The organism is Rhodococcus sp. IEGM 1409 (assembly GCF_030056735.1).
Classification (GTDB): Bacteria; Actinomycetota; Actinomycetes; order Mycobacteriales; family Mycobacteriaceae; genus Rhodococcus_F.
Genome location: NZ_JASHKN010000001.1, coordinates 1,075,748 through 1,101,442, shown reverse-complemented (window position 1 = coordinate 1,101,442; position 25,695 = coordinate 1,075,748). Strand labels below are relative to the sequence as shown.

The following is a 25,695-nucleotide window of genomic DNA, read 5'->3' as shown; positions in this document are numbered from 1 at the left end:
TTAAGGAGTTGCTTACATGGACGAGCGAAGTGTCCGGCTCGATGCAGTGTTCAGTGCACTGGCCGACCCGACGAGGCGCGAAATGCTCTCTCGCCTGACGGATGGTTCGATGACCGTCGGCGAGTTGGCTGAACCGTTCGAGATGAGTCGACCCGCCATCTCGCAGCATCTGAAGGTGTTGGAGAAGGCAGGTCTCATCGAACGGACCGCCACTGCGCAATGGCGCACCTGCACCCTTCGCGCAGAGGGACTCGACGACGCCAGTGTCTGGGTCAACGAACATCGGCGGGGTTGGAACGAACGCTTCGATCTCCTCGACGAGCGTCTACGTGAGCTGAAGCAACGTCGACTGCAGAAGGAGAAGGACAATGAGTGACCAGAACGGCGATACCACCGCAGAATTCACCATCACCCGAATCTTCGACGCACCACGTGAACTCGTGTGGCAAGCGTGGACCGATCCCGACGAGGCAGCACGCTGGTGGCATCCCGAGGGCGTCAGCAGCCCCCGTGAGCATGTCACGATCGATCCCAGAGTTGGCGGAACGTACCGATACCTGATGATCAACGACGAGAACGGAGCCGAGTACCCCACCGGCGGAACCTATCTCGAGGTCGACGAGCCGAAGAGGCTTGTCTTCACGTGGGGAAATCCAGGCGATCCGGTAGGCGCCGCGCCACGGATAACGGTCACGCTCGCAGAACGCGGTGACAAAACCGAAATGACATTCCACCTGGTCGGAATTCCGGGATTCAAGGGTGACGGGAATGTGTACGACGGATGGGAATCCGCTTTCGACGTGTTGGAAGAAGTTCGAGCCGGCGACTAGTCGGGAATCGGACACCGCGACAGCGGTGCCGGTGATTGAATGAGGCTGATACTCCATTCATCACCGACTCAGGAGAGCCTGATGGCACCAGAAGTTGCGGTAGTTCTCGAGGGATACACCTACTTCGAATGCCCGCGCTGGCACGAGGACCGGATCTGGGTGTCGGACTTCTACACCTACCAGGTGATTTCGGCCCGCGAGGACGGGACCGACATACGCGTCGAGGCGGAGGTTCCAGGGCAGCCGTCCGGGCTGGGGTGGCTTCCGGACGGCAGATTGCTGGTCGTCTCCATGCGGGACCAGAAGATTCTGCGGCGAGAATCCGATGGCGAGTTGGTGGTGCACGCAGACTTGTCCGGGTACGTCAGTGCCAACGTCAACGACATGCTGGTCGACGCGCAGGGACGAGCGTACGTGGGCAACTTCGGGTTCGATCTGATGAACCTGGCGCCCGTCGAAACGGCAGATCTACTCCGAGTCGACCCGGACGGGTCGGTGCACGTCGTGGCGCGAGATCTCCACTTCCCCAACGGAATGGCTCTGACGTCAACCGGAGATCTGCTCGTGGACGAAACCCTGGGGAATCGAATCAGTGCATTTGCCGTCCATGCTGATGGCTCGCTGGGGGAGCGCCGCGACTGGGCGTCGTTCGGGCCGGTGCCTGGTGGCCCCGAGATGGAGACCACGCTCGCGCAGATTGTTGTTGCAGCCGATGGTTGTTGCATCGACGGAGACGATTCGATGTGGGTGGCCGATGCCCTCGGAAGCCGTGTTCTCCTTGTGGGTACCAACGGCGAAATAGTCGACGAAATTGCCTTCGACAGCGGTGTCTTTGCCTGCGGGCTCGGCGGTTCCGACGGTCGTACGCTGTTCGCGTGTGCCGCCCCGGACTTCAACGAACACGCTCGCAAGGTGGCTACCGAAGGAAAGCTGCTGTCGATTCGTCTGGAGCCGTTGGGCTGACATGGAATTGGCGACCTCGCTACCTGCCGATACCCCGCTGCGGCAGGTAGCTCAGTACGTCAGACGCATCGAGAACCTCGGATTCGACACGGTGCACATCTCCGAGACCATTCGCGATCCGTTTGCGGTGGCGGCACTCGCCGTCGAGCACAGCACCACCCTCACTGTCCGGACGTCGATGGTTGTCGCGTTTGCACGCAGCCCCATGGTGACGGCTTTGGCTGCGTGGGATCTGGCGGACTTCTCGGGCGGACGATTCCAACTGGGGCTCGCGACGCAGGTGCGGGGAAACATCGTCGGGCGGTACTCGATGCCGTGGACGGATCCTGTTGCGCAACTGCGTGATTATGTCAGCGCCGTGCGCGAGATCTTCCGAGTGTTCCAGGAGGGCGGTGAACTCGACCATGCCGGAACGCACTACACCTTCAACCGACTGCAACCCTACTTCAACCCGGGGCCGGTCGGCGTCCCCGCCCCCGAGATATGGACCGGGGGAGTGAACTCTCGAATGTGCTCGCTGGCCGGAGCCGTCGCCGACGGTTTTGTTGCTCACCCCACCAGCTCCCATCCGAAGGTGCTCGCGGAGAGGATCATTCCTGCCTTGGCGGTAGGCGGAAGGAAGCCTCGACTGATTGCCGTTCCGAAGACGATCACCGGCAAAGATCGTGCTGCGATAGTTGCGCAGCGAGAAGCGGTGCGCAGCGAACTTGCCTTTCTCTACTCCACACCGGCATATCGAATCGCGCTTGAGGTCATCGGATTGTCCGAGGTCGGGGAGAAGCTGACTGCGATGGCGCGAACGGGCGATTGGGCTCAACTCCCCGCCGTCCTCACCGACGATGTTCTCGACATCTTGGTCACGCAATGCACTTACGCGGAACTCCCCGAAGTGCTGAGTTCGAAGTACGCGAGCCTCTGCGACGGGATTGCACTGGCAGTGCCGACGGATCCCGCCGACGACGTCGATTTCACTGCGATGTGTGAGGAGCTTCGAGCCGCCGCAGCGCCTGCCCCGTGACGTCCAGTCGGCGCGATCTACACTTTCGGCATGGGGCGCGTCTACGAAGGCATCGATGAAAAGCTCACCACGTGGCTGCAGGCTCAACCGCTGTTCGTCGTTGCCACCGCACCGTTGTCTCCTGACGGATTGATCAATTGCTCACCCAAAGGGGGAGTCGGATCGTTTGTGGTGCTGACATCCACCCAGGTGGCGTACCTCGACCTGACTGGCAGCGGAGTGTAAACTATCGCGCACGTGCGCGAGAATTCGCGAATAACTCTGATGTTCATGGCATTTGGCGGACCGCCGAAGATTGTCCGGCTTCACGGCAATGCACGCGTTCTACTGGCAGGGTCGGAACCGTTCAACGAGCTGGTCGGTAAGTTCCCCGACCACCCGGGGCTGCGGTCCATCGTCGTGGTTGATCTGACGCGCGTCTCGGATTCGTGCGGATACGCAGTACCGCTGATGGACTACCAATCCGACCGTGACGTGCTCGACCGCGTAGCGGAGAAGAAGGGCCCGGAGCGGCTCATCGCCTATCGCGCCGAGAAGAACGCGAAGAGTGTGGACGGTTTGCCCGGTATCGACCCGGAGTGATACAACATCGCGACGCCGTGAGAAAGAAAGTGAGGCAGCCGATTGCGATATCAGCTGCCCCACGATCTGCTGTCACACAGTGCGATTGAACTGCGTTACTTCGCCATGTCCTCGGCCGCTCGGTAGGAGAAGACCATTGCAGTCCCCAGCGGAACTCCGGGGCCGGGGTAGAAGCGCCCGCTCAAGGAAGCGCTCGTGTTGCCGGCGGCGTACAGACCGTCGACAGCGCTGCCGTCGGCGCGAAGAACGCGACCGTTGACGTCGGTGACCAATCCGCCCTTGGTGCCGAGGTCACTGAGGACGATGCGAGCTGCGTAGAACGGACCGTTCTCGATGGCCGTCAGTGCTGCATTCGCGCCGCCGTTGGGCGGGCAGAAGAATGCGTCGTACGGGTCCTCTCCGCGATGGAACTCTTCGTCGACGCCCAGTTTTGCTGCATCGTTGAACTTTTCGACGGTGCTTCGCAGAGCGTCGGCCGGTAGTCCGGTCTCGGCGGCGAGCTCTTCGAGAGTGTCGGCGCCCACCCAGGTTCCGGCTTCGAGGTGCTTGGCGGGCGCCGTGTTCGGGATGCAGATCGCGGGCAGTCCGCCACCCTCGCGCGAGTCGAAGATCATGAACGACGGCACGGCAGAACCGTTGTCGTCGTGAGCGTCCATGGCCCGCCCGAATTGGTCGTACGGAAGCGACTCGTTGAGGTAGCGCTCGCCCGCGTTGTCGACGACAAGTCCGCCGCGAACGCCGACCATGAAGGCTGCGCTGCCGTCGGGCTGCTCGACGCCGGGGCAGAACCATGCCTGATCGAGCAATGCGGTTGCGCCACCGACAGCGATACCGGCAGAGATCGCGTCGCCGGTGTTGGCGCCGAAGGGACCCATACTCCAGATCGCCTTGCCGGGGGTGCCGGCCTGCTCGCGCATCTCGGCGTTGCCTTCGATGCCGCCCGCTGCCATCAGGACACCGCGGTTCGCCTTGATTCGCTGGGTTTCGCCGCCGGATTCGACCTCGGCGCCGACGACTCGTCCGTCTTCGACGATCAGGGACGTGAGAACGGATTCGGTTCGAAGTTCTGCTTTTCCGGTGCTCTGGACTGCGGCCAGCAGACGGCCGATCAGTGCGCGCCCACCGATCATCGGGCCGGGAGCATGGCCTTGACCGGTGCGGTCCTGGTCGAGTTCGGGACGCACCTTGCCGGCGAGATCACCGATGTCGGCGGGATCGAGATCGAGCGGGTTGATGGAGCGTCCCGTGTCCATCCGGCCTTCGGCCTTGTAATAGTCGGGAAACGCGCGGAACTCGAATTCGATGTTCGGGTTCTGCTCGAGCAACGCGACCACTGCCGGTGCGGTCTCGACGTAGGCGTCCTGGCGATCGGACTCGGAGTCGCCGAGCAGCGCGCGCAGATAGGTGCGTGCGTTCTCCGTCGAGTCAGGGAGTCCCGCGCGTTCCTGTACCTGGGTTCCCGGCAGCCAGATGGATGCGCCCGAGTACGCGGAAGTTCCGCCGAAGCGATCGGTTTTCTCGAGGACGATCGTTGTCAATCCTCGAGCTGCCGCGGTGTATGCGCCGGTCAGCGCGCCGCCGCCGGAGCCGACTACCAACACGTCGCACTCGGTGGTCCAGTCCTGCATCATTGCGTCCTTACTCCAAGAGGGTGGGGTGTCCACGGAATACCGCACGGAGAGAGAAGGCCATGCCAGGTCCCACTGAGCGGGCAATATGCCGAGATGGGTGATCGAGATGAGAGAATTGGCGAGGTCGTTCGCGACTGAGACTCAGAATCGATGATGGGGGCGACGTTGCCGAGAATTGCCGAGGTCAGGGACGCTGCCGAGCCCAGTTCGGACGAGCAGCGGGCGCGCCATGTGCGGATGCTGGAAGCTGCCGCCGAATTGGCGACCGAGAAGGAACTCTCACGGGTTCAGATGCACGAGGTCGCCAAGCGGGCGGGCGTGGCCATCGGCACCCTTTATCGCTACTTCCCCTCGAAGACGCACCTCTTCGTCGCAGTGATGGTCGAGCAGATCGATCAGATCGGCGACAGCTTTGCCAAGCACCAGGTTCAGTCGGACAATCCGCAGGACGCGGTGTACGAGGTGTTGGTTCGCGCCACTCGCGGGTTACTGCGTCGGCCGGCTCTCTCGACTGCGATGCTGCAGTCGTCCAGTACCGCCAATGTCGCGACGGTGCCGGACGTGGGCAAGATCGATCGTGGATTCCGGCAGATCATCCTCGATGCGGCCGGAATCGAGAACCCCACCGAGGAAGACAACACAGGTCTGCGTCTGTTGATGCAGCTGTGGTTCGGGGTCATCCAGTCCTGCCTCAATGGTCGAATCTCCATCCCCGATGCGGAGTACGACATTCGCAAAGGGTGCGACCTGCTTCTGGTGAATCTCTCACGACGCTGACGTGACCACACCCCTTCGGGATGGGTTCGTCATATCTTACAAAGTGAAATAAATTCTATTATTGAAGGTGGCTCCGAGTCGGAGTCGGTGTTTGTGGGGGCATTGCCCTCATCTCATTAATAGAATACATTGCAGAAAAGTTGACGGTGAGCCAGCTCGCCGACCGAAAACTCCACGAAGGAGCGCACATCATGGGTCATGCAGTCATCGTCGAGGCCGCGCGGACACCGATCGGCCGTCGTCGCGGCGCCCTGGCGGGGCTGCACCCCGCCGAGATTCTGGGAGCAGCGCAGCTCGGCGTTCTCGAACGGGCAGGCGTCGCACCGGAAGACATCGGACAGATCATCGGTGGCTGTGTCACCCAGGCGGGCGAACAGTCCAACAACGTCACGCGTCAGGCGTGGCTGCACGCCGGACTGCCGTACAGCACAGCGGCAACCACCATCGACTGCGCCTGTGGATCTGCCCAGCAGGCAGTGCATTTGATTTCCGGCCTCATTTCCTCGAGTCAAATCTCGGCCGGTATCGGCTGCGGCGTCGAGGCCATGAGTCGTGTGTTCCTGGGCCAGGCAAATGCGCCCGGAACGGGAAACCCGTACCCGGACGACTGGACCATCGACATGGGTGACCAGTTCACCTCTGCTCAGCGTATTGCCGAGAAGCGTGGCATCACACGCGCCGACGTCGACGCCTTCGGTCTCGAGTCGCAGCGCCGCGCAGCCCAGGCCTGGGCGGAAGGCCGTTTCGACCGCGAGATCGTTCCCGTCAAGGCTCCGGTGGTGGACAAGGAAGGTACGCGCACCGGTGAGATCGCTACTGTCACGCGCGACGGCGGCCTGCGCGAGACGACAGCCGAAGCGCTGGCCGGGCTCGAGCCGGTCATCGAAGGCCACATCCACACCGCCGGCAACTCCTCGCAGATCAGTGACGGCGCCGCTGCGGTACTGCTGATGAGCGAAGAGCGCGCACAGGAACTGGGATTGAAGCCCCGCGCGCGGATTATCGCGTCAGGCATGGTCGGATCCGACCCGTTCTACCACCTCGACGGTCCCATCGAGTCCACCCAGATGGTGCTCGACAAGGCCAGAATGACCTTGGACGACATCGATCTCGTCGAAATCAACGAAGCATTTGCCTCCGTCGTGCTCTCCTGGGCGCAGGTTCACGGCGCAGACCTGTCCAAAGTCAACGTCAACGGCGGTGCAATCGCGCTCGGACACCCTGTCGGTTCGACCGGCGCTCGTCTGATCACCACGGCGCTGCATGAACTCGAGCGCTCGAACAAGTCGACGGCTCTGGTCACGATGTGCGCCGGTGGCGCTCTCTCGACCGCCACCGTCATCGAACGCATCTGACCCGTACCCGCACTGTCGAATTGACGAGGTAGACATGACCATTGGATTGAGTGAAGAAGATCGCGACCTCCGCGACTCCGTACGGGGCTGGGCGGCGCGCCACGCAACACCCACCGGCATCCGTGAAGCTGTCGAGGCGAAGGTCGAAACCCGCCCGCAACTCTGGAACGGGCTTGCCGAGCAGGGCCTTCTCGGACTGCACATCGCCGAGGAATTCGGTGGCGCCGGCTACGGACTGGTTGAACTCGCGATCGTCGTCGAGGAACTGGGACGCTCCATGGTTCCCGGACCGTTCCTGCCGACGGTAGTGGTCAGCGCTGTTCTCAGTGATGCCGGAGTATCAGGCAGGCTGCCGGCGCTCGTGGCCGGCAGTACTCTCGGAGCTGTTGCGCTGCAGCCGGGTTCGCTCACGATCACGCGTGACGGTGACACTGCCACTCTGAGCGGTACGTCCAGTCAGATTCTCGGCGGTCATGTCGGCAACGTGTTCATGCTCGCGACGGACAGCGGATTCGTGTTGCTTGAACGTGATCGTCTCGACGTGACAGACCTGGCCAGCTACGACGTCGTGCGTCGTAACTCCGAGGTCACCGTCGACGGACTTGTTCTCACTGATTCCGAAATCCTTACCATCGACACCCAGCGTGTACTCGACATTGCCGCAACGCTGTTCGCCGCCGAGGCATCCGGCTTGGCGGACTGGGCAGTCACGACCTCAGCTGACTACGCGAAGGTGCGTCAGCAGTTCGGTCGTCCGATCGGCCAGTTCCAGGGCGTCAAGCACAAGGCTGCTCGGATGCTCGCTCTTGCCGAGCAGGCACGCGTCTGCGCCTGGGATGCTGCACGTGCCCTGACGCCGGCGAACGGTGTCGGTGCCGAAGAGGCTTCTCTCGCAGCAGCCGTCGCCGGCGCCACGGCCCTCGAGGCCGGCTTCTCCGTCACGCGCGACTGCATCCAGGTGCTCGGCGGTATCGGCTACACCTGGGAGCACGACGCGCACCTCTATTTGCGCCGTGCGCAGTCCTTGCGAATTCTGCTGGGTTCCACGGCATCCTGGCGTCGACGCGTTGCCGAGCTGACCATTGCCGGCACCCGGCGCGTGCTCAGCATCGAATTGCCGCCCGAGGCCGAGGTGATCCGCGCCGACGTCCGCGCCGAGCTCGCACCGGCTTTGAGCCTCGTAGGTGCCGCGCAGAAGACCTACCTCGCGGAAAAGGGCTACACCGCACCGCACTTCACGGCTCCGTGGGGGAAGTCTGCCGACGCGGTCAGTCAGCTGGTCATCGCCGAAGAACTACGTGCAGCGACGATCAAGCCGCACGACATGATCATCGGCAACTGGGTCATCCCGACGCTCATCGCGCACGGCAACGAGGAGCAGCTTTCCAAGTTCGTCCCGCCGTCACTGCGCGGCGACATCGTCTGGTGCCAGCTCTTCTCCGAGCCCGGCGCAGGTTCCGACCTCGCGGCTCTGAGCACGAAGGCCACCAAGGTAGACGGTGGCTGGAAGTTGCAGGGCCAGAAAGTGTGGACGTCGATGGCACGCGACGCGCACTGGGGAATCTGCCTCGCCCGCACCGACGCCGACGCCCCCAAGCACAAGGGCTTGTCCTACTTTCTCATCGACATCAAGAACAGCGGTCTCGACATTCGTCCGCTGCGCGAGATCACCGGCGAGGCACTCTTCAACGAGGTGTTCTTCGACGACGTCTTCGTTCCGGACGAGTGCCTGGTCGGCGAGCCGGGTGACGGCTGGAAGCTCGCTCGCACCACGCTGGCCAACGAGCGTGTCTCGCTGTCCAACGACTCGTCCCTGGGATCGGGCGGCGAGGCTCTGCTGAGCCTGGTCGACGGACTGCCCGGCGGTATCGACGACGAGCAGCTGACGGTTCTCGGAAAGGTGCTGTGCGACGCTCAATCCGGCGGTCTGCTCGGTCTGCGCACCACGCTGCGCTCGCTTACCGGCGCGCAACCGGGGGCTGAGTCCTCGGTGGCGAAGCTGATCGGCGTCGAGCACATCCAGCAGGTCTGGGATGTGGCGATGGAGTGGGCTGGTCCCAGTTCCCTTCTGGGCGATCAGCATCGGATGTCTGCGACGCAGATGTTCCTGAACTCGCAGTGCATGTCCATTGCGGGTGGTACAACCAACGTTCAGCTCAACATTATCGGTGAGCGAATCTTGGGTCTACCTCGTGACCCCGAACCGGGAAAGTGACCTGCACATGAGCAATCGCACCTTCGTCATCGGCGTGGGCATGACCAAGTTCGAGAAGATCGAGACCCGCGATTGGGAATACCCGGACATGGTGACCGAAGCAGTCTCGAGTGCCATGACCGATGCCGGGATCAGCTACGACCAGATCCAGCGTGCTGCAGTCGGATACGTGTTCAATGCGTCGACTGCCGGCCAGCGAGCTCTCTACGAGACCGGTCTGACCGGCATCCCCATTTTCAACGTCAACAACAACTGCGCCACCGGGTCGACGGCGCTGATGATGGCGCGCGAATGGGTCCAGGCAGGACAGGCAGACTGCGCCTTGGCAGTCGGATTCGAGAAGATGACCAAAACGGCGTTGACCGGAAACGGTGAGATGCCCAAGGTCACCACCTTGGACTCTCAGCTGAAGATCATGGTCGAGGACTACGGCTTCGCCCGCTCGCCTATGACCGCTCAGTTGTTCGGTAACGCTGCCGTCGAACACATGAAGAAGTACGGCACAACCGTCGAGCAAATTGCAGCCGTGGCGGTCAAGAACCACAAGCACTCGGTCAACAATCCGTATGCACAGTTCCGCGATGAGTACACCCTCGAACAGGTCTTGGGCGACAAGATGATTCACGAGCCGCTGACGCGCTCACAGTGTTCGCCGACTTCGGACGGCGCCGGTGCTGCCATCGTGGTGAGTGAGAAGTTCGTGCGTGAGCACGGGCTCGAAGACCGGGCGATCGAGATCGTGGCACAGGCGTTGACCACCGACACCGAGGCCGCTTTCGCCGAGAAGTCGATGATCGACGTGGTCGGTGCACCGATGACGGCCGCCGCGGCCGAGCAGGCCTTTGCGCAGGCCGGGATCACCATTGAAGATGTCGATGTCATCGAACTGCACGACTGCTTTGCGATCAACGAGATCATCACCTACGAGGGCCTGGGGATGTGCGCGGTCGGAGAAGGCGGAAAGCTCGTCGAATCCGGCGCGACCACGTACGGCGGCCAATGGGTCGTCAACCCGTCGGGTGGTTTGATCTCGAAGGGACACCCGCTGGGTGCCACCGGGTTGGCGCAATGCGCCGAGCTCACGTGGCAGCTCCGCGGGACGGCAGATGCCCGTCAGGTCGAGGGCGCTCGAATTGGACTGCAGCACAATCTCGGACTGGGTGGCGCATGCGTCGTCACGGTCTACCGAGCCGGAACTTTGGAGAACTGATGGCTATCGATCTTGCGGTGGCGTTGGCCGCCGAACCGACTGTGCGCGAAGTGTCGTGGACCGATCGCGACGTCATGCTCTACCAGTTGGGGCTCCGAGCAGGCGTGAACGCTCTGGATCCCGCAGAACTCACCTGGGTGTACGAGAAGGGTCTGAAGGTACTTCCGACGTTTGCAATGGTTGCAGGCCAGGGAATTTCGGCGGATGTACTGCCGGCGCCGTCGATGAGCATGCCGGGAATCGATATCGACCTGCGCAAGATCCTGCACGGCGGGCAGTCGCTGTCACTTCACGCCCCGATCCCGTCGACGGGTACCGCGCGTATTTCCTCCCGCGTCGCTGACGTCTGGGACAAGGGAAAAGCGGCTGTGATCGTTCTCGAGACGGCGGCCGAGGACCTGGACGGGAATCCGTTGTGGACCAACGGAATGCAGATTTGGGCGCGCGGCGAAGGCGGATTTGGCGGAGACGTCGGGCCCGAAGTTGCTGCCGGGGAGCCTGATCGCGCGCCGGACAAGGTACTGACGTCGAGCACCAGTCCGTCGCAGGCGCTGGTGTACCGACTCAGCGGAGACATGAACCCTCTCCATGCCGATCCTGCCTTCGCGAAAATGGCGGGCTTCGACGCACCGATCCTGCATGGTCTCGCGTCGTACGGCATCGTCTGCAAGGCAGTGGTAGACGGGATTCTCGACGGAGATCCGACTCGGGTGAAGAACTACTCGGTGCGGTTTGCCGGTTCGCTGTTCCCCGGCGAATCCATCACCACCTCGGTATGGCAGGACGGCAACACACTGACCTTGGCGGCGACGTGCCCCGAGCGCGAGAACTCCCCGGTTCTCACACACGCAACAATGGAGATCAACTGATGGACCTCGGTACGCACCCCACGGCAGCAACACATCCGGGCGGGACAATTCTGACGTCACCGCCGCAGGACGCCCCGGTTGACCGGGCGACGGCCGCGGCTCGGCGCGTTGTCGACGCGATGCTGCGGACTGACCGCGGAAACGCCAATTTGGACCGGGTTGCGGAGGAGCTCAACAGCATTGCCGAGCACCTCGAGCAGCACTCGCCTGAGGTTGCCGAGCGGTTGATCGACATGTGGAACGGTGAGGGCGTGACGCGTCACGATCCGGTGACCGGTCCCGAGAACGCCATTGCGCCGCCGCTTGTCCTGGAAGGGCTCGCTGACGGTTCGGTGCAGGGAGTCGTCACGTTAACTCTGCCGTACCAGGGACCTCCCGGTCACGTGCACGGTGGTGTTTCGGCGCTACTGCTCGATCACGTTCTCGGTGTCGCGAATGCCTGGGGTGGAACTTCCGGTATGACAGCACAATTGAGCACTCGCTACCACCGCCCGACTCCGTTGTTCGAGCCCCTCACCATCAGCGGCAAGTTCCTTTCCAAGGACGGCCGCAAGATTCACACCGTCGGCGAGATCAAGACGGCGGACGGCGAATTGTGCGTGTCCGTAGAGGGATTGTTCATCGACAAGACGGTGCCGCGCCCCAGGTAGGGGTACTGATAAAGGTGGCCCCAGTGGGCAAGCTCGACGGACGTATAGCAGTGGTCATCGGTGCCGGTATGGGCATCGGGCGCGCAGTGGCTGCGCGAGGAGTGGGGCACGGAGGCGGCGTTCATCCGAACCGATGTCACTGGCGCTGTTCAACACGCCGGACGGTGGAGCGAGCACCGTAAACCGAGGGACAGCGTCGGAGAGCGGTGCCGTAGGCAAGGTCGTGGAGTTGTGGGCCGAGAAGAACCCGACGACAGGAATCTTCACCTACCGGGTACTGATCAACGGGGTCCAGAGAATCTCGTGGCCGGACTCGTCGAACATCATCCCGAAGCCTGCCGGCAACAAGAAAGTGGGATGGGGCGCGCGCACCAATCGTTCTTTCGGGTCCACGAAGTACTCACCTCGCCTCGCGTGGTGGGAGGGCGGCGATATCTGACCAGTCCGTCACTCGCCGCTCACTCAAAAAGATCAGGGCCCACTCTCCACACGGAGAGTGGGCCTGACCTTTGCGTTTGGAACCTCAGGTCAGGAGAGGCTTCCGAAGATGTTGCCGAGTGAGCCGGTGCCGGTTTCGGGGTCGGCGTCCTTCTTGGCGAAGTTGGTGGCGCAGCCGTTGAACTTCACGTCGTCGACGAAGACGTTCGAGGCTGCTGAGCCGGTTCCGACGCTTACGCCGTAGTGCTCGACCTTCGCGTTGGGGTTGGCTGCAACGATGGCATCGAGTGAGGTGGGAACGCCCTTTGCCGCGCCACCGATGGTGCGGGTGCTCCACCAGAGTCCGTCCTGGATGTTCTGGTGCTTCACGGCGTCGGTGGTCACGGGCGCGCCGTTCTGGCTCGGGACCCACACCAGAGTGGTGAACCCGTTGTCATTCGCATTGGTGGTGCCGGTCAAGCGCAACTGAAACGCGGCACTGGTGGTCACGGCGCGCTCGGAGAACCCGATCTCCTTCGCTGCAGCGTCGGCGAGCTTGATGCTGCCGGCCGCGTGGTAGGACACGGAGCGATCCTTGACATCGGTGACTTCGAGCTTGAGTGAGCCGTCCTTGTCGAAGACGTTCTCTGCAGAGTAGGAGGCGGCCTGATCCTTCTCGTCGGTGAACGGGATGCCCCATCCGTTGGCGGTGGTTTCAGTCGACGTCGCGGAGCATGAGAAGCCTGCCCCCGGGTCTGCGGAGCCGAGCGAACCGGTCGGTGCCGCATTGGCGAAGGCCGGCGCGATCAGCGCGGCCGCGCCGACGAGTGCAGCGATGGTTCCGGTACGACGAGTGTTCTTGGACATGCGAATTGACGCCTCTCACAGGGGGGAAAGTGAAGCTCCGGGAAAATTAACACAGACCGGCCGGTTTGTGTCGTGCCAAATTCGGATAAACCTCGCCTACCGGAAAAGTTAGACCTTTCGGGTTAGTCCTTTAGTTGCACTGAGTGGAGGAGGGCTGGACGTGCTCGGTCCGTTTGGTTCCGTCGAAGCCACCGATTTCACCTGGGGCTGTGTTCGGCAGGTGCACCTCACGGCTTCGCCGAGGGCATTGTCGGGGAGCCATCCCGTACTCGTCGCACTGATTGCACTTCGGCGCGAGAGCGGCCTTGGGACGTGGCATTTCGCGCCGCATCGGGATCCATCTGGAGGCATACCGAGTTGCATTGCCCGGGTTGCATTGCCCGGGTCGGGGATCGGATTCCTAGGCGTAGTTGGTGCTGCGTCGACTCCCTCGATGATCGGTTCCGATTATTCCGCTCGAGATTCCGGCGTCTATTTGGCCGTGAATCCCGCGTCGACCGGTAACGCGATACCTGTGACGTATCGAGCCTGATCCGAGACCAACCAGGCTATCGCGTTGCTGACGTCGTAAGCCTCGATCAACCCGACGTCCAAGAGATTGCCGACGTCGGCTCCGCTCGACGTCGGGGAGTCCGCAAACAGTTTCGCGACAGCGTCGTTGACGACCATCGGCGTATTTGCTCCCGCCGGATGCACGGAGTTGACACGAATATTGTGGGGAGCAAGCCAGTGTGACCACGTGCGTCCCAGCCCCACGATGGCGTGTTTACTCGCGCAGTAGCCATCGGATCCGCCGGTCCCATCACCTCCGCGGCCTACAAGTCCCAGTGTTGATCCAGTCAGGACTATCGCGCCGCCCGTCCCTTGCTCGATCATCGCGGGCGCTGCGGCCTGGACGGTATTCCAGACGCCGAAAAGGTTGACCTCCATCTGGTCGCGGAACGCGTGGGCATCGTCGACGTCCGGGGACATCATGCCGATACCGGCGTTGGCCAGAACGATGTCGAGGCTGCCCAACGCAGCGATTCCGTCGGATACTGCAGTTCGCAGTGCGGGCAAATCGCGAACGTCCACTTCTCGCGCGACGATATTTCGCCCGATGTCCTTGACCAATGCCGTTGTCTGCCGTAAATCGTCGGCGGTTCCCATCGGGTAGGCCACCGATTCGATCTGACGGCAGATGTCGAGCGCAATGATGTTCGCGCCCTCTTGCGCCAATCGCACGGCGTGGCTTCGGCCCTGACCTCGGGCGGCTCCGGTGATCAGTGCGGTTTTGCCTTTCAACTGTCCGGGCATGAGTGCTCCGTCCGTCGCAAATCTCGAATACTCGGTCACGAGTACTGACTCGAGCGGACGGCGAAACTCGTCGCCGGCGACGTAGTCTGAGTTCAGATACAGCGGGAACTCGCTTTTCGGAAGAGAAGAGGCTCGGGATGTCCGAATGGGTGAAGAAGGTCGAAGCTGAAGCCAAGGCGCTCCTCGCCGAGGCGGAAGAAGAGCTGACCGTCCTCGAAGGTGTCGACACCATAGATCCACTTGCTGAAGACGATCCGGCAACAGACGACGACACCAAGCCGGCGTCGGACTGACACCGGCGACGCATCGACGCGCCTCAGAAGGGTGGCGGGTCGTTGCCGTAATCGATGGGTTCTCGGTGGGCTCGCGGTGATTTCCACCGCCTACTTTGAACGTGCTTCTCTGCTCGTTTCTGAATCCTTCGGCGCTGGCTGTTGCGTTCGCTCTGGATACGGGCAGCCTTGTTCTCCGCTCGAGTCCGCCGATTTCGACCACCTTGCGGCGGTATCGGATCGTGCAGGCCGGCCGTCAACCCTGCGGGCCGCGTTCGGTAACTATGCCCGGTCGGCGACGTCAGTGACACGGTTCGATCCTCGTTCGACGCGAACCGCCACCGGTCAGAATGCTTGAGGCGATGATGATTCCGGCAGAACGCACTCATGTTCGACTCAACTGTTTTGCCGCCGCGCTCGGGGTCGCCATGATGGAACGGTTCATTGTGGTCGAGGTCGGAATTCCAGGCTGGGACATCACAATGCAGCCACTGGCAGCTGCCCGCGATGATCCGCAACCAGGTATCGAGTACTGCACCTGGCCGGTAGACGTGTGCCGACGCAGCCACCGGTTCGGTGGCGCCATCAGCGGGTACGCGGACCTTTCGAATGACTGCGTCGTGTGCGATGTCGCGAGCATGCTCAGCGCTGATCACTCCATACCCGTCCAGGTGGGCGGGCTCGCCGCCACCGCGCAGAGTGGAATCAGTCATCACGACGTGAACCACGGGGCGACGAACGACAACAGCACCCCGACGATCCTGTGGGCAATCAGCACGGTCACAGTTACACCGCAAGAACGGTGATCCGTTGGTCAACTCGAAGAGCGCGTCGGCTCGACGTTGCTCGTAGGTTCGAGAGTCGTGTCGGCACACCGACATTGCCAATTCGCGCAACCGACCGTCGAAGGCCCGAGCCTGCTCGGCCGGAACGCTTCCCAAGATCTTGGCCATCCCGTCCTCGGCGGCACTGACCCCGACGAACCGATCTGCGAGAGCGCGACGTCGACGTTCTCGCATGCCTTCCGGGTCCACCACCGCCACGATCCGATCGATCGCCGCTGTCAGGCGCCTTCCCGTCAGGCCGGTTCCGCCGGCAACCGGTGGGGCGAGAACCTGCTCGAGCAGCAGTCGTTCGACCTCGTCGATCAACTCGTCTTTTACGTTCGCGGTCGCGGAATCGATCAAACCCACGCGGTACAGATCCAACTCGCCACGCGCCATCGCCGCTCGAGTGCGATGCAAACGGGTCTTCAACGAGAAACCCAACCCGATCAACTTCCCGGCAGCTGCGCGACCCATCGTGAGCGTCGCACCGATTTCCGATTCCGCCAGCTCGTGTGCGGTCGACGACCAGGTCCCACTGGCGACATGCTCCGAGCTTCGCCGCGAAAAGAACTCGGCAACGACTGCGAGCTTGCGTTCGACCAGCATCGCCTCGCATGCATGCAGATCTGTCATGAGATCAACCAGGGCACAATCAGTTTCGGTACCGGTCAGCTGTGCTGAGATACCGAAAAGCTCTGTCGTGGGGTTGAACATGCATTCATTCTATTCGAATGCATGTTCGATTAGAAGCCGAATCCTCAAATCAGTCGGAAAAGTCCGATTTCTGAATCTCAGTGCATCTCAAGGGTTTGTCGTAATGCTGTCAGAGGATCCGAGGCATCTCGACGCCCGCGCGGACCGGGTCCCTCGGGGTTGACGAAGCGACCCTCGTCCGAGCGGGTCCACTCTCGTACGGCCCATCGCTCCTTGATAGCCCAACGGCCGTCACGTCGCTCCATGTGGTCGATGAATCGCGCACCGCTGGTGAAGTTGACCATCCCGATATCTTCGGAGCCGCCCCAATGTGTGGACATCGAGTACGCCTCGCTGATCGCCTGGTCGCCGTGCAGTTCGATCAGATGATTGCCGATGTGGTGCATCGTGCCGCTGATCGCCGAGAGTTTCGGTGTAACCCAGGCGATGTACTCGTCGATGTTGCCGTCGAAGCCGGTGTGATGGTCGACCGCATCCGGATGATAGGCGCTGCGGACGAGATCGAAGTCGAGGCGATCGATGCCGCGGCAGTACGTCAAAACCACCTCACGAACAGCCTGCTTGTCGATGAGATCCTGCAGTGCCCGATCCATGTCGTGCCTCCTTGATGTTGGTCATCCAATCGAGTCTCGAGACCCAAAACGTTGACGCCGATTTCCACAGTTGTTCCTCTACAGTGCCCGCTTGGCATGAGCGGACATGTCGCCCATGTTGTCCAAACAGAAGAGCCTCGAGCTGAACTGCCACGTTCCGTCGACGCAGGTGAAGCGATCGAAGTAGCGTCCCGACAAAATGGGTTGCAGGGCAAGATCTTCGATACCTTGTATGACCGTGACGTACGAGAGCGCCGTCGCTGATTCACCGTCGACCGAGATTCGCGTGTTGGTCAGCAGATGCTTGGTTCGCGGAATCGGCGGATCGTCGTACATCCGAATGAAGCCATTACAGGCTGCAAAGACGGCATCGGCGTCGGATGAAATGACTGTGGTGGCAACTCCGTCCGGGCCGCACTGCCCGTAATCGGACTGGGCGAACAACGCGGCGACTTCACGCAATCTGCCCTGATCGATCAGGTGCGTGTACTCGCAGAGCAGGTCACGGATCGCCGACTCGGCAACGATCCGTGACAGCTCCGCGGTCATACGGTGATCTCGCGCCGAACCATTTTGCCGGTTGCATTGCGAGGCAACAGATCACCGGTGATGCGCCACTTCGACGGAACCTTGAAGTAGGACAGGCGCTCGGCAGCGTAGTCACGCAACTCGGCCTCCGTGGTTTCCGCTCCGGGGCGCAGGACCACCACAGCGGATACTTCCTGGCCGAGGTCGGGGTGCGGCATGCCGATGACAGCGCACTCGATCACGTCTGGGTGTTCGTCGAGCGTCTGCTCGATCTCGGTGGGGTAGACGTTTTCGCCGCCACGCAGGATCAGGTCGGAACGACGGCCGGTGAGACGGAGACGCCCGTTCTCGATGACGCCGAAATCACCTGTGCGGAGCCAGCGTCCGGGCGCAATTGCAGATTCGGTTGCCTCGTCGTTCTCCCAGTATCCGAGCATGACGAACGGGCTGCGTACACACACTTCACCTTCGATGCCGTCCGGCAGCCACTCGCCGAAGGGATCTCGAATCTCCATCGAGACGGTGATGATCGGACGGCCGAGAGTGCCTGGGAACTCTTCGAGTTCGGCGCCGACGGCTACTGCGATGGCGGTGCTGCATTCGGTGAGGCCGTAGCTGTCGACCAGAGCATTGCGTGCGAACGGCACCTGCTCCTTGAGGCGTTCCTTGAAAGCGGGCGACGACGGCGCGGATGCCAGCGAGAATGCAGTCAGAGAAGAGACGTCGTACTTGGCGATGTTGCCGTGTTCGAGCAGACGCGACGCCATGGTGGGTACCGCACCCCAGTTGGTGACGCGCTCACGTTCGACCAGCCCGAGCACCTTGTCGACGTCGAAGCCGCCCTCGGTCAGGATGACGGCGCTGCCGGTCGCGAGACGGGGGACCACCAGATTGTGCAGGCTGGCGATGTGGAAGAGCGGGGAGGTGAGCAGATAGCGCAGCGGGCTCGGCTTGGAAGCGTCGTACTCCCGGCCGGTGAATGCAGCGCCGATTGCGTCGCTGTACTTGTGGTAGTCGACGACGGCCATCACGTTGCGGTGCGAGTGGAGTGCGCCCTTGGGACGACCGCTGGTTCCGCTGGTGAACAGGATGACTGCGGGATCGTCTTCGTCGATATCGGTGCTCGGCACGTCGGAGCCCGCGTACTCCGCGATGAGCGCGGGGAGATCCTCTTCCATGGTGAGGACCGTGATGTCTGCCGGTAGTTCGGGAAGTGCGGCGCCGCGCTTGGCGTCCACGACCAGAACCTTCGGACGTGAGAGCTCGATCCCGTGGGTGACCTCGCGAGGAACCCACCAACCGTTGAGACCGACCGCGATCGCGCCGAGCGCCTGCGTCGCGAAGAACGTCATGACCCATTCGGGAGTGTTGGCAGCGAGGATGCCCACACGGTCGCCTTTGCGGACTCCGTACTTGTCCCGCAGAGCAGTTGCCAGCGCGGCGACGGAATCGGCGTGCTCGGTGAACGAGATTCGACGATCGCTGGTGACGAGATAGTCGCCGTCGCCCCATGCCCGAGATGCCGAGATGAGCTCACCGATGGCACGACCGCGGTTCTTCATCACGGGCATGACCGTGCCGAGAACCTCTTCTTCGACGATCTCGAATGGCCCACCTGGACCAGTGAGGCGTGAGACCGCCTGGTCCAGAAGCAACTGCGGATCTGCGGGGGCAGTCATGGAATGGCCTTTCGTATTGTGGCGCTTTTCACGTCACAAAATCTCACGAGAAAATCATATCTGTGTCGGCGGTTACCACTGAGCGAGACTGGGAGGGTTCCGGCTCCGAGGCGTCGATACGTTCGAGTCGTATCGCAGTTGGAGTAATCGACATTCCGATATCGACTAGGACACAGGACACGATGACGAACACCGCCACCGAAGCATCTTCGAATGCAGCCCTTGCAGCTCCTCAGCGCGAGGACGTCGCGCAGATGTTGATCGACCGTCTCGGTGATCAGCGCCTGGGTCTGCGCACGCGGACGCAGGACTGGAGCTGGGACGAGGTGGTGCGCGAGAGCGCAGCGCGCGGCTCGCTTGCGAAGTCGCTTCGCGCGCCTGGGCCGTTTCACATCGGAGTACTTCTCGAGAACGACCCCGAGTTTCTCTTCTGGCTCGGCGGCGCGGCCCTGACCGGAGCCGCGATCGTCGGCATCAATCCGACCAGGCGTGGCGCCGAGCTCGAGGCCGAGGTTCGGTACGTGGACTGCCAGCTGATCGTCACAGACAAAGCGGGCTACGAGAAGTTGGCCGGCCTTGACCTCGGTCTGACCGAAGACCGATTTGTCCTCGTCGACGACGCGTCCTACGCGGACAAGATTTCAGCTCACCAGGTCGAGTCACCTCAGATCGACCTCGGCGTCGACGCGTCGACGCTGTTCTTGCTTCTCTTCACCTCGGGCACCACTGGAATGTCCAAGGCAGTGCGGTGCAGCCAGGGACGTTTGACGCGGTTGGCCTACGCGAACTGCGCCAAGTACGACATCGACCGCGACGACGTCTGCTACTGCTGCATGCCGCTCTTCCACGGGAATGCGCTGATGGCCCTCTGGGCGCCGGCGCTCTCACAGGGAGCTACCGTCTGCCTCGTTCGCAAGTTCACCGCCTCGGGTTTCATGCCGGACGTTCGGTTCTACGGCGCAACATATTTCACTTACGTCGGTAAGGCCTTGGGGTATCTCATGGCGACGCCGGAACAGCCCGACGACATCGAGAACACTCTCACTCACGGCTTCGGGACCGAGGCGTCGCCGGGGGACAAAGGAGAGTTCATCCGCCGTTTCGGTGCACAGCTTTTCGAGGGATACGGTTCGAGTGAAGGCGCCGGTTCGGTGGTGCTCGATCCGAACCAGCCTGCCGGCGCACTGGGCCGTCCCGCGAACGAGAACATTGTCATCGTCGATCCCGATACTCGCGAAGAGCGACCCCGCGCAATCCTCGACGAGCACTCTCACGTGCTGAACCCCGACGAATCCATCGGCGAGATGGTCGACAAGGCCGGCTCGAAGAAGTTCGAGGGGTACTACAAGAACGAAGACGCGATAGCCGAGAAGATTCGCCACGGTTGGTACTGGACAGGCGATCTCGGCTACGTCGACGAGGCCGGGTTCATCTACTTCGCCGGTCGCAAAGGTGACTGGATCCGCGTCGACGGCGAGAATACGTCGGCGCTGATGATCGAGCACATCCTGCGTCGCCACCCCAAGGTGATTGCAACGGGTGTCTTCGCGGTGCCGGATCCGCGTTCGGGTGATCAGGTGATGGCCGCAATCGAGGTTGCCGATTTTGCCGACTTCGATCCGGTCGAGTTCGCGGCTTACCTTGCCGCGCAGGCGGATTTGGGTACCAAGGCGGCGCCACGGTTCGTTCGCGTTTCGACCGATCTGCCGGTCACAGGGTCCAACAAGGTACTCAAGCGTGAATTACAGGCCGACCGCTGGCGTACCGACGAACCGGTGTTCCACTGGGTGGGCCGTGGCGCCCCCGAATACACGTTGATGACCGAAGCTGACGTTGTGAACCTGGAGAAGGAGTTCGAGATGCACGGCCGTTCGCGGTTCCTGTGAGTGGTGTCGCGCTGGTCACCGGCGCTTCCCGGGGGATCGGCCGAGAGTGCGCGCTTGCCTTCGCGCGCGCGGGATTCGACGTTGCGATCACCGCTCGCACCGTTCGTGAAGGACAGGGGCGGGCAGCTCCGCGAACGAGGGTCAAGGCGTTCAATCTGAGTCCGGGATTTGTCATTACGGAATCAGGGAAAGCCCGTGGTGGCGCAGACGCGATAGTCGATGCGGGATTCGCTGCCACACCGGTATCCGTGCCGGCTGCAGCGGCGGTGTGGCTTGCAACAGATCCGGATGCGGACCGGTTCCTCGGTCGCGTCGTGGACGGTCCGAAATTAATGGCGACACTGGAGGAAACGGTATGAAGCTCGGCGTAGTCGTTCCGGTCGAATTGGGTCGAAGTGGAGACCCTGATCGGATTCTGCAATTCGCCTCTGCGGCCGAATCGTTGAGTTTCGACGAGATCTCGGCCGTGGAGCACTCGGTGGTCATCGCCGACACCGAGAGTGAATACCCCTATTCTCCGACCGGGAAGTCGCATCTTCCCGATGACTGCGACATCCCGGATCCGCTTGAACTGCTCTCGTTCGTGGCCGGCGCCACAACCACTTTGGGTCTGTCCACCGGAGTTCTGGTGCTGCCCAATCACAATCCGGTAGTGCTTGCCAAGCGCTTGGCGACGCTTGATCGACTTTCGGGTGGGCGCCTGCGCATCTGCCTCGGACTGGGCTGGATGAAGGAAGAGATCGAAGCGTGCGGCGGTGACTTCGAGCGTCGTGGCAAGGTTGCCGACGAGGCAATCGCGGTGATGCGCGCACTCTGGGCAGGCAAGGAAGCGGTCGACTTCGACGGTGAATACTTCTCGTTCAAGGGTGCATACAGCTGGCCGAAGCCTCACCGCGAGTCGGGAGTTCCGCTCTACATCGGTGGACACAGTCTCGCGGCCGCGAGGCGAGCAGGCCGGTTGGGTGACGGTTTCCAGCCGCTGGGACTTGCTGGTGAAGACCTCGACAAGGCCGTTGCAGCGATGAAAGCTGCTGCGGTCAAGGCCGATCGAGATCCCGCCGACGTCTCGCTCGTTCTCGGAGCGACATTACCCAGACTCGACGAAGCAAAACTCGACTGGGCACGCGGCTTGGGAGCCGATCGAATCGTGCTGTCCGCCAGCCGTCGTGGTACGTCCTTGGGACTGATCATCGACGAGATGGCCGAGTGCTCGAAGCGGCTGGGGCTCGGAGCGTAGTCCCGCACCTGATCAGGGATGTGCCAGCCCGTTCAGGAGCATCCCGCCGACTAAGGACGCGGTATCTGGTGCGTCGATCCGGGAAGTCAGTCGAGGGCGGTGGCGTCGGTTGTCGGCGTCTTGGCGCCAGGAGTCGCTTCGATGTCGAGAACGACCTGGCTGTCGGTGGCCTCTTCGGGGAAGACGTACCGGCGCATGGCCCACCACCGGAAGGCCGTCGCCAGCAGGGTTCCGATGATCGATCCGCTGATGAAGTCCGCGAAATTCTCCATCAACACCGATACCTCGGGTTGACGCAGGTGGAACACGTACCTGGACGTCCAGAGCGGTACCTGGTTGATGGCCAAACCGATACCCGCGACGATGAAGAACAGCGCGGCCTCGTGATGGCGCTGTCTACCGCCGCGCTGAGCGAACGACCACTCACGGTTCAGGACGTAGGACAGAACCGTCGCGATCAGGACCGCGAGGATGTTGGCCGTCACCGGGTGCTGAGGCAGAACCGTCCACTTGATGCCGAAGAACAGCACCGTGGTGACGATGAAGGCGATGCCACCGACCACCAGGAACTTGAGCATTTCTGCGTGCGGCAGGACGCGCACGAGAACCCGCTCAGGAAGCCTATTGACCATCTTTTCGACAAACGCCATTGTTCGAGGCTAACCCTGAATTCGGCCGACGGCACAAATCGGCGACGCTCGTGTCGGCAAGATCATCAGAATCCGTACCCGAGAATTGCCGGCTTCGATGTGCTGAACGCGAAGTCGAGGTTCCGGATTTCCTGCGAATCAGTTGCCTGGAGTCGGTGCGCCGCCGCGAAGGTCTTGGCCTGGTGCTCGCCGAGGTACAGGCTGCTCAGAACATCGGCGGGCATTGTGATCGCAGGCTCGGCGTCGGTGGCCGCGCAGGTGGCTTTGCCGCCCTTGACTTGAAGTGCGAAAGTCCCGCCGGCCTTCAGGAACGGGTCATCGATCTTGATGACGGTGTCCAGGTCAGCAGCGTATTCACGAGCCTCGAGCGCCGCAGGCACGTCCATGATGCGAAGCCACAGACGATCGGAACGCGTAGTTGTCCTGGCGAGACGGTAGTCGGTGAGCATCAGCCGTAGGGGATCGGCGGGATGCTGGCGTGTCTCGATCCGGGTGACGAGGTCGAGTCCGCAGAGCGTGCGCCACAGCGCCGCGTGCGCATCTTCGGTGATCGTCACGAACTCGTCGATCCGAGCGATGCTGTCGCGGCCCTCGCTCGTGTGCCGGTAAGCGACGTAGCCGTCCGCGTGTGTCAGAAAGAACAGTCCGGAGGCACCGTCACGATCCTCGGACGGGTCGGCGAACATGTGATCCCACAGTGGTTGCGGTCGGACCTGCGCGCCGGGAGTCTGCAGTCGCCACCGGTCGTAGATCTCGGGCAGAAGCGTCGCGGCAGCCTTGACGTCGACAATCGACACACCGCCGTTGTCGGGCACCTCCGGGCGGAACTGCGCGAAGCGTCGATCGAGGGTGATGCCCTCACTGACGGTGGCCGGGCCGTATCCGAAGCGGTTGTAGATGCCGGCCTCGCTGGCCGTCAGCGCTGCAAGCGGCGCACCGGTCGACTCGATATGGGCGTGAAGTGCAGTGAACATCGAGCGTAGGACGCCGCGGCGACGATGAGTCGGGGCGACGGATACCCAGGTGATCCCCCGCGCGGGGAGTTGGCGTCCGCCGGGCACGGTGAATTCCATGTCGATCTCGATAGCCACGCCGACAGGCACTTCACCGTCGACGGCAAGGATGATGTCCTCGGGCTTGTAGAGCGCCTTTGTCAGCTCGCTGACCGCGGGAGACGGATGAAAACCGAACCCCACCGAGTCGAGTAATTGGAGAGCCGGCCAGTCACTCTCGGTAGCGGTGCGGATGGTGATCTTGTTTTCGGGGCTCACGTATATCGACTCTGGCATAGATTGCACGAAGACGCACATGAATATCGGAGCCGACGTTTCCGCACCGACTCCCTGGGGTACCGCCCGACGGACCAGTCCTGCGGCACGGAGAAAAATCGATACGGAGAAAATACTGTGGCGATCACCGACATCAAGGAATATGCCCACCTCACCGAGGAAGACGTGGAGGCACTCGGGCGCGAACTGGACGCCATTCGGGTCGATATCGAGGAGAAGCGTGGCGCGCACGATGCTCGATACATCCAGCGGACAATCGCGTTTCAACGCTCTCTGATGGTGGCCGGTCGCATCGTCTTGTTCGCCAGCAAGAAGAAGCCTGCCTGGATTCTGGGGACTGCGCTCCTGGGGGTCGGCAAGATCATCGAGAACATGGAACTCGGCCACAACATCATCCACGGCCAGTGGGACTGGATGAACGATCCCGAGATTCACTCGAGCAACTGGGAGTGGGACAACACCTGCCCGTCCTCGGGATGGAAGCACTCGCATAACTTCACTCATCACAAGTTCACCAACATCGTCGGTCTGGACAACGATGTGGGTTACGGAATCATGCGCGTCACTCGCGATCAGAAGTGGCACGCCGACTATCTCTTTCAACCGATCACGAATTTTGTGCTTGCGACGCTGTTCGAGTGGGGAGTGGCACTGCATCACCTGGAGACGGACAAACTCCGTAAGGGTGAAGTGAAGTGGTCCGAGAAATCGGAGATGGCCAAGGACGTCGGAAAGAAGATCGCGCGTCAGGTGGCGAAGGATTACATCCTGTTCCCCGCTCTGACCGGCCCGGCGTGGAAGACCACGTTGACGGCCAACGCCGTTGCAAATCTCATCCGCAACTATTGGAGTTACGCCGTCATCTTCTGCGGGCACTTTCCCGACGGTGCCGAGAAGTTCACGCTCGAGGAATTCGAGAACGAATCGCGCGCTCAGTGGTACCTACGACAGATGCTGGGCTCCGCCAACTTTCACGCCGGCCCGGTCATGGCGTTCATGAGCGGCAACCTCTGCTATCAGATCGAGCATCACTGCTTCCCGGATCTGCCGAGCAATCGGTACTCGGAAATCGCGGTGCCGTTGCGCGAGCTGTGTGACAAGTACGACCTCCCGTACACCACCGGGCCGCTGTGGAAGCAGTACGGATTGACTCTGCGCACCATCTGGAAGTTGTCGCTGCCCAACAGGTTTCTCTCGGCTTCCCAGGACGACGCTCCGGAGACACACTCGGAGTTGAAGTTCCGCATCCGAGGCGGAATCAAGGAAGTGTTCGGCGTCGATCCGCAGACCGGTAAGCGGCGCGGCCTGCGAACAGCGATCGCGATGGTCTCGAGCTGATC

At 62.1% G+C, this 25,695-nt stretch carries 27 protein-coding genes; 18 read left to right on the top strand and 9 right to left on the bottom strand.

Annotated elements, in window-relative coordinates; translation table 11 throughout:
• The first annotated feature begins 16 nt into the window (after positions 1–16).
• The 6 genes from QM716_RS05465 (at position 17) to QM716_RS05440 (ending at position 3,393) form a co-directional block, all read left to right on the top strand.
• Positions 17–376, top strand: coding sequence for an ArsR/SmtB family transcription factor (locus QM716_RS05465; protein WP_283302862.1), 360 nt, complete (start codon positions 17–19; stop codon positions 374–376).
• Complete coding sequence (locus tag QM716_RS05460; protein WP_283302861.1) at positions 369–830, top strand: SRPBCC family protein; 462 nt, start codon at positions 369–371, stop codon at positions 828–830. The genes QM716_RS05465 and QM716_RS05460 overlap by 8 nt, the downstream gene beginning before the upstream one ends.
• Before the next feature lie 81 nt (positions 831–911).
• A complete protein-coding gene (locus tag QM716_RS05455) occupies positions 912–1,793 on the top strand; it encodes an SMP-30/gluconolactonase/LRE family protein (protein ID WP_283302860.1) in 882 nt (293 codons plus the stop codon).
• A 1-nt stretch (position 1,794) separates the two neighbouring features.
• A complete protein-coding gene (locus QM716_RS05450; protein WP_283302859.1) occupies positions 1,795–2,811 on the top strand; it encodes a TIGR03617 family F420-dependent LLM class oxidoreductase in 1,017 nt (338 codons plus the stop codon).
• Positions 2,812–2,841: 30 nt separating this feature from the next.
• On the top strand, positions 2,842–3,036 hold the full coding sequence (locus tag QM716_RS05445; RefSeq protein ID WP_283302858.1) for a pyridoxamine 5'-phosphate oxidase family protein: 195 nt from the start codon (positions 2,842–2,844) through the stop codon (positions 3,034–3,036).
• 45 nt (positions 3,037–3,081) lie between these two features.
• On the top strand, positions 3,082–3,393 hold the full coding sequence (locus QM716_RS05440; RefSeq protein ID WP_283302857.1) for a hypothetical protein: 312 nt from the start codon (positions 3,082–3,084) through the stop codon (positions 3,391–3,393).
• Between the two features lie 95 nt (positions 3,394–3,488).
• Here QM716_RS05440 and QM716_RS05435 read toward each other — a convergent pair whose 3' ends face one another.
• Complete coding sequence (locus tag QM716_RS05435) at positions 3,489–5,021, bottom strand: FAD-dependent oxidoreductase (protein ID WP_283302855.1); 1,533 nt, start codon at positions 5,019–5,021, stop codon at positions 3,489–3,491.
• 153 nt (positions 5,022–5,174) lie between these two features.
• Between QM716_RS05435 and QM716_RS05430 the strand changes: the two genes are divergently transcribed.
• The 7 genes from QM716_RS05430 to QM716_RS05400 all read left to right on the top strand — a co-directional run bounded on the left by QM716_RS05430 (position 5,175) and on the right by QM716_RS05400 (position 12,539).
• The gene (locus tag QM716_RS05430) at positions 5,175–5,801 is read left to right on the top strand and encodes a TetR/AcrR family transcriptional regulator (RefSeq protein ID WP_283302853.1); all 627 of its coding nucleotides are present in this window, start codon (positions 5,175–5,177) and stop codon (positions 5,799–5,801) included.
• A 191-nt stretch (positions 5,802–5,992) separates the two neighbouring features.
• The gene (locus QM716_RS05425) at positions 5,993–7,156 is read left to right on the top strand and encodes a steroid 3-ketoacyl-CoA thiolase (RefSeq protein WP_283302852.1); all 1,164 of its coding nucleotides are present in this window, start codon (positions 5,993–5,995) and stop codon (positions 7,154–7,156) included.
• Between the two features lie 34 nt (positions 7,157–7,190).
• Positions 7,191–9,371 (top strand): acyl-CoA dehydrogenase family protein, encoded by a 2,181-nt coding sequence (locus tag QM716_RS05420; protein ID WP_283302850.1) that lies wholly within the window; start codon positions 7,191–7,193, stop codon positions 9,369–9,371.
• A 7-nt stretch (positions 9,372–9,378) separates the two neighbouring features.
• On the top strand, positions 9,379–10,581 hold the full coding sequence (locus QM716_RS05415) for a lipid-transfer protein (RefSeq protein ID WP_283302849.1): 1,203 nt from the start codon (positions 9,379–9,381) through the stop codon (positions 10,579–10,581).
• A complete protein-coding gene (locus QM716_RS05410) occupies positions 10,581–11,450 on the top strand; it encodes a MaoC/PaaZ C-terminal domain-containing protein (RefSeq protein WP_283302848.1) in 870 nt (289 codons plus the stop codon). Before QM716_RS05415 ends, QM716_RS05410 begins: the two co-directional genes overlap by 1 nt.
• Complete coding sequence (locus tag QM716_RS05405; RefSeq protein ID WP_019745318.1) at positions 11,450–12,100, top strand: PaaI family thioesterase; 651 nt, start codon at positions 11,450–11,452, stop codon at positions 12,098–12,100. Before QM716_RS05410 ends, QM716_RS05405 begins: the two co-directional genes overlap by 1 nt.
• Positions 12,101–12,233: 133 nt before the next feature.
• A complete protein-coding gene (locus QM716_RS05400; protein WP_283302847.1) occupies positions 12,234–12,539 on the top strand; it encodes a hypothetical protein in 306 nt (101 codons plus the stop codon).
• An 89-nt stretch (positions 12,540–12,628) separates the two neighbouring features.
• Here the strand turns inward: QM716_RS05400 and QM716_RS05395 are convergent, their stop codons facing one another.
• The gene (locus QM716_RS05395; protein WP_283302845.1) at positions 12,629–13,384 is read right to left on the bottom strand and encodes a hypothetical protein; all 756 of its coding nucleotides are present in this window, start codon (positions 13,382–13,384) and stop codon (positions 12,629–12,631) included.
• A 471-nt stretch (positions 13,385–13,855) separates the two neighbouring features.
• Positions 13,856–14,680, bottom strand: a complete 825-nt coding sequence (locus QM716_RS05390) for a mycofactocin-coupled SDR family oxidoreductase (protein ID WP_283302844.1) — start codon at positions 14,678–14,680, stop codon at positions 13,856–13,858.
• A gap of 137 nt (positions 14,681–14,817) precedes the next feature.
• On the opposite strand from QM716_RS05390, the gene QM716_RS05385 reads away from it, so the two are divergent.
• Positions 14,818–14,973, top strand: a complete 156-nt coding sequence (locus QM716_RS05385) for a hypothetical protein (RefSeq protein WP_283302843.1) — start codon at positions 14,818–14,820, stop codon at positions 14,971–14,973.
• Between the two features lie 23 nt (positions 14,974–14,996).
• Here QM716_RS05385 and QM716_RS05380 read toward each other — a convergent pair whose 3' ends face one another.
• The 4 genes from QM716_RS05380 to casG all read right to left on the bottom strand — a co-directional run bounded on the left by QM716_RS05380 (position 14,997) and on the right by casG (position 19,293).
• Positions 14,997–16,493: a DUF222 domain-containing protein gene (locus QM716_RS05380; RefSeq protein WP_283302842.1), complete on the bottom strand. Its 1,497-nt coding sequence runs from the start codon at positions 16,491–16,493 to the stop codon at positions 14,997–14,999.
• 77 nt (positions 16,494–16,570) lie between these two features.
• Positions 16,571–17,086, bottom strand: a complete 516-nt coding sequence (locus QM716_RS05375) for a nuclear transport factor 2 family protein (RefSeq protein ID WP_283302841.1) — start codon at positions 17,084–17,086, stop codon at positions 16,571–16,573.
• Between the two features lie 78 nt (positions 17,087–17,164).
• Positions 17,165–17,635, bottom strand: a complete 471-nt coding sequence (locus QM716_RS05370; protein WP_283302840.1) for a nuclear transport factor 2 family protein — start codon at positions 17,633–17,635, stop codon at positions 17,165–17,167.
• Positions 17,632–19,293, bottom strand: a complete 1,662-nt coding sequence (gene casG / locus QM716_RS05365; protein ID WP_283302839.1) for a steroid-24-oyl-CoA synthetase — start codon at positions 19,291–19,293, stop codon at positions 17,632–17,634. Before casG ends, QM716_RS05370 begins: the two co-directional genes overlap by 4 nt.
• Positions 19,294–19,547: 254 nt before the next feature.
• Between casG and casI the strand changes: the two genes are divergently transcribed.
• Genes casI through QM716_RS05350 form a run of 3 tightly spaced genes read left to right on the top strand, consistent with a single transcriptional unit; the run spans position 19,548 to position 22,416 of the window.
• Positions 19,548–21,179 (top strand): steroid-22-oyl-CoA synthetase, encoded by a 1,632-nt coding sequence (gene casI / locus QM716_RS05360; protein WP_502941963.1) that lies wholly within the window; start codon positions 19,548–19,550, stop codon positions 21,177–21,179.
• Positions 21,176–21,538 carry an SDR family NAD(P)-dependent oxidoreductase gene (locus QM716_RS05355; RefSeq protein WP_283302837.1) on the top strand — a complete coding sequence of 121 codons (363 nt, stop codon included), beginning with the start codon at positions 21,176–21,178 and terminating at the stop codon, positions 21,536–21,538. Before casI ends, QM716_RS05355 begins: the two co-directional genes overlap by 4 nt.
• Positions 21,535–22,416 (top strand): LLM class F420-dependent oxidoreductase, encoded by an 882-nt coding sequence (locus tag QM716_RS05350; protein ID WP_283302836.1) that lies wholly within the window; start codon positions 21,535–21,537, stop codon positions 22,414–22,416. The genes QM716_RS05355 and QM716_RS05350 overlap by 4 nt, the downstream gene beginning before the upstream one ends.
• An 86-nt stretch (positions 22,417–22,502) precedes the next feature.
• Here QM716_RS05350 and QM716_RS05345 read toward each other — a convergent pair whose 3' ends face one another.
• Together QM716_RS05345 and QM716_RS05340 are read right to left on the bottom strand one after the other, a co-directional pair.
• Positions 22,503–23,066 carry a GtrA family protein gene (locus QM716_RS05345; protein WP_283302835.1) on the bottom strand — a complete coding sequence of 188 codons (564 nt, stop codon included), beginning with the start codon at positions 23,064–23,066 and terminating at the stop codon, positions 22,503–22,505.
• A gap of 65 nt (positions 23,067–23,131) precedes the next feature.
• Positions 23,132–24,337, bottom strand: coding sequence for an enhanced intracellular survival protein Eis (locus tag QM716_RS05340; RefSeq protein ID WP_283302833.1), 1,206 nt, complete (start codon positions 24,335–24,337; stop codon positions 23,132–23,134).
• 135 nt (positions 24,338–24,472) lie between these two features.
• Between QM716_RS05340 and QM716_RS05335 the strand changes: the two genes are divergently transcribed.
• Entirely contained in the window at positions 24,473–25,693 is a 1,221-nt protein-coding gene (locus QM716_RS05335) for a fatty acid desaturase family protein (protein WP_283302832.1), read from the top strand.
• Positions 25,694–25,695 lie beyond the last annotated feature (2 nt).